This is a genomic window from Shewanella sp. (genome assembly GCF_047975355.1).
Taxonomy (GTDB): domain Bacteria; phylum Pseudomonadota; class Gammaproteobacteria; order Enterobacterales; family Shewanellaceae; genus Shewanella.
The window spans coordinates 1-3,731 of the sequence record NZ_JBKEDJ010000007.1; the positions used below are offsets into that span (position 1 = coordinate 1).

A 3,731-nucleotide genomic window follows, 5' to 3' on the forward strand; every position below is an offset into this window, starting at 1 on the left:
ATTCTGTTGGTGCTGCTCATCACCGCCGTGAGTGGCACTGCGGTGTTTTGTCGTTTTTATTTGATGACTTGGCTCGGCGAGCGGGTCAGCGCAGATATAAGTCTGACGGTTTACAATCAACTGCTGAAGTTGTCTCCAGCCTTCTACGCCAAGGTGCGTACCGGTGAGGTGATTTCGCGCTTTACCGCCGACTCGACTCTGCTGCAAACCGTGGTCGGCTCGAGTCTCTCGATGGCGCTGCGCTCCGGCGTGACTGTGATCGGCGGGTTGGCGATGATGGGGATCACCAGTGTGAAGATGACGCTGCTCGTATTACTGGCCGTGCCTTTGGTGCTCGGGCCTGTCGGTTTCTTTGGCCGAAAAGTGCGAACCTTAGCGCGGGAGAGTCAAGACCGGGTGGCGGATTTGGGGGCCTATGTGGATGAAACCTTACATGAAATCCACACAGTGCAAGCCTATGGTCATGAGGATAAGGACCGCAGTTTGTTTAATGGTCGTGTCGAAGATGTGATGACCGCCGCCAGTGGTCGTATTCGTTACCGCGCTATGTTGATTTCCTCCGTGATGTTTTTAAGTATCGCCGCCATAGCATCTGTGACTTGGGTCGGCGCCCACGACGTGATGTCGGGAAAAATGACGGGCGGCGAACTCTCGGCCTTTATGTTTTATGCCGTGATGGTGGCTGGTGCCGTTGCAACCATTAGTGAAGTCGTGGGCGAGATCCAACGCGCCTCGGGCGCCGCCGAGCGCTTAATCGAGTTGGCTGAAACTGAGGTCGATATTCCTGCGCCACTGGTGCCTAAAACGCTGCCCACGAAAGTGCGTGGCGAGCTGCAACTGCAACAACTGAATTTTCATTATCCCGAGCAAGCCCAGTTAGTACTTAGCGATTTAGAACTGACGATAACCGCGGGCGAGCGAGTGGCCTTGGTCGGCCCGAGTGGCGCCGGTAAGAGTACCTTATTTCAGTTATTGCAGCGGTTTTATGTGCCGTCATCGGGCAGCATTCATTTGGACGGGATTGATATTGCAGAACTTTCACCAAAGGATTTGCGGGCGCAGTTTGCGCTTGTGCCGCAGGACTCGGTTATTTTTGCTACTAGTGTGCTGGAGAATGTGCGCTATGGCCGCATCGATGCCAGCGAGCAGGAGGTGATTGATGCCTGTATTGCGGCCCGTGCCCATGAGTTTATCTGTGAGTTTAGTGAAGGTTATCAAACCTATTTGGGTGAGCGCGGCGTGCGCTTATCCGGTGGTCAAAAGCAGCGTATCGCGATTGCGAGGGCGATTCTAGCCGACAGGCCTATCTTGCTGCTCGACGAGGCGACCAGTGCGCTCGATGCCTTAAGCGAGCAAAAAGTGAAGCAGGCACTCGATGAATTGATGAAGGGGAAAACCACGCTTATCATCGCCCATCGCCTCGCCACTGTGATTAATGCTGACCGAATTATCGTGTTCGATAAAGGGCGTATCGTCGCTAGTGGTAAGCATCAAACTCTTATACAAACCAATGCTCTATATCGTGAGTTTGCCAGTTTGCAGCTGCTCACGGATGAAGTGAGTACGCTTAGCGAGTAAGGTTTGGATGGGGAATGTCATGTAAATAAAACCCCAGAGTGCTGCTCTGGGGTTTTGTTTTGGATTTAAGATTGCTCAAACATCACTGATGTTTACGTAAGTTTAAGCCTGATGCTTCAGTTCTCTGCGCAGAATTTTGCCCACGGTACTCTTAGGTAGCTGCGGCATAAATTCAATCAACTTGGGCAGCTTGTAGGCGGTGAGTTGCTCACGGCAGAACTGGATAATCGCGGTTTTCATCTGCTCATGGTCTTGGCTGTCATCCTTGAGCACAACAAAGGCTTTGACCGCTTCTCCTGAGTGCGCATCCTTTACACCAACCACGGCACATTCAATGATATTAGGGTGGCTGGCTAGCACGTTTTCAACCTCATTCGGATAAACGTTAAAGCCAGAGACAATAATCATATCCTTTTTACGATCAACGATTTGGTGGAATCCTTCCTCGTTCAAAATCGCAATATCCCCAGTTTTAAAGAAACCATCGGCAGTCATCACATTGGCTGTTTCTTGGGGGTTATTCCAATAACCTCGCATCACTTGTGGGCCGCTGGCGGCGAGTTCACCGGCTTCCCCTTGCGCGACTTCATTGCCGTTTTCGTCTAACAGTTTGACCTCAGTGCCGAGAACGGGCTTACCGATAGTGCCAATCTTCTGATATCCGGGGGCATTGAGTGAAATTACCGGCGAGGTTTCGGATAATCCATAACCTTCACTGATGGTATTGCCCGTGGTTTGCTGCCAGATATTGGCTGCGGCAGCGGTCAGTGCCGTACCACCCGAAATAGTGATTTTTAAATGACTAAAATCCAGTGCCTTAAATTCGGGCTGATGGCACAGGGCGACAAAGAGGGTGTTAAGCCCTGCAAAACCGGTAAAAGGATATTTCGCCAGAGTCCTGATTAAGCCATTAATATCACGGGGATTGGGGATCAATACCGAGCAACCACCACATTCAAAATACAGCACTAAGTTCACCATAAAGGCGTAGATATGGTAAATCGGCAGTGGCGCGACAAAAATATCTTCCCCTTCGGTGATGACGCTGCCGATACGGGATTTTACCTGCGCCGCATTAGCGAGCATATTACCGTGGGTCAGCATGGCACCCTTGGATAGGCCCGTCGTGCCACCAGTATATTGCAGTGCGGCCAAGTCGCCCGCTGCGGGCTCAAAGCGCGTAAAGGGTTGCTCTGCCCCTTGTTTTAGCACTTGGTTAAATTCGATATTTTTAAGCCCGGTTTTGGGCTGAACTTGCGGATCGATAAGATCTAACGGGTGGGTTGAAATCACCAATTCGATAGGCGTGGTTGCAACTACTTTGGCGAGGGTTGGCAGTAAATCCGACAACACGACTAATGCCTTAGCTCCCGAATCATTAAACTGGTGAATTAGCTCTCTTTCGGTGTAGAGCGGATTAGTGTTAACTAGGATAAGTCCCGCCCGCAGCGCACCATAGGCGGCGATAACAAATTGGGTAATATTGGGTAATTGGATGGCGATCCTATCGCCGGGTTTTAGGTTAGTGTTATTTTGTAAATAGGCGGCAAAATAGCGTGAATCACGTTCTATATCATTGAAGCTGCTATTTTTTCCTAAACAAGCATATGCCGTTTTATCACCAAAGCGTTGGCTAGTGCGTTCGATTAAGTCTATGAGTGATGAGTATTTGCCAAGTTCGAGTTGTGACTCTTGATCGTATGCCATGCCTAACTACCTCAAATAGGTTTATCGTTGTTATTATTTTAAAATCAAACGGGTGTTTAGATTAGAAGGATTCAACCAGTCAGGTCAATGTTTATCGTTAAATTATTGTAGCAATTTGCACGGCTATCCATTTGTAAAAATAGAATTTTTACTCTAAAAAATAGCGATGAGCTGCAGTGTAAATGTACTACAGCACACCTGAATTTGAGATGAAAAATCGAGGGTAAGCGTCGACATTAGTTAGGATATTGCTCATCGTGGCGCAGGGTGAGTACTTCGAATCCTGTGGGGGTGACAAGGATAGTATGTTCCGATTGTGCCGAGAGTTTTTTGTCGCGGGTGACAACCGTCCAACCATCTTTTTTGATTTTTATCTTGTCCGTGCCCTGATTCACCATGGGCTCAATGGTAAACACCATGCCGGCTTTGAGCTTGAGACCTTGATG

The 3,731-nt window shown here is 49.2% G+C and carries 3 protein-coding genes; 1 reads left to right on the forward strand and 2 read right to left on the reverse strand.

Going from position 1 to position 3,731, the window contains the following annotated elements; translation table 11 throughout:
- The coding region (locus ACK5NH_RS04040; RefSeq protein ID WP_416917906.1) for an ABC transporter transmembrane domain-containing protein at positions 1-1,578 on the forward strand (1,578 nt) is incomplete at its 5' end.
- A gap of 102 nt (positions 1,579-1,680) precedes the next feature.
- Here the strand turns inward: ACK5NH_RS04040 and ACK5NH_RS04045 are convergent.
- Entirely contained in the window at positions 1,681-3,285 is a 1,605-nt protein-coding gene (locus ACK5NH_RS04045; protein ID WP_416917907.1) for an AMP-binding protein, read from the reverse strand.
- Positions 3,286-3,521: 236 nt separating this feature from the next.
- On the reverse strand, positions 3,522-3,731 hold a 210-nt coding region (locus ACK5NH_RS04050; protein WP_416917908.1), incomplete at its 5' end, for a M24 family metallopeptidase.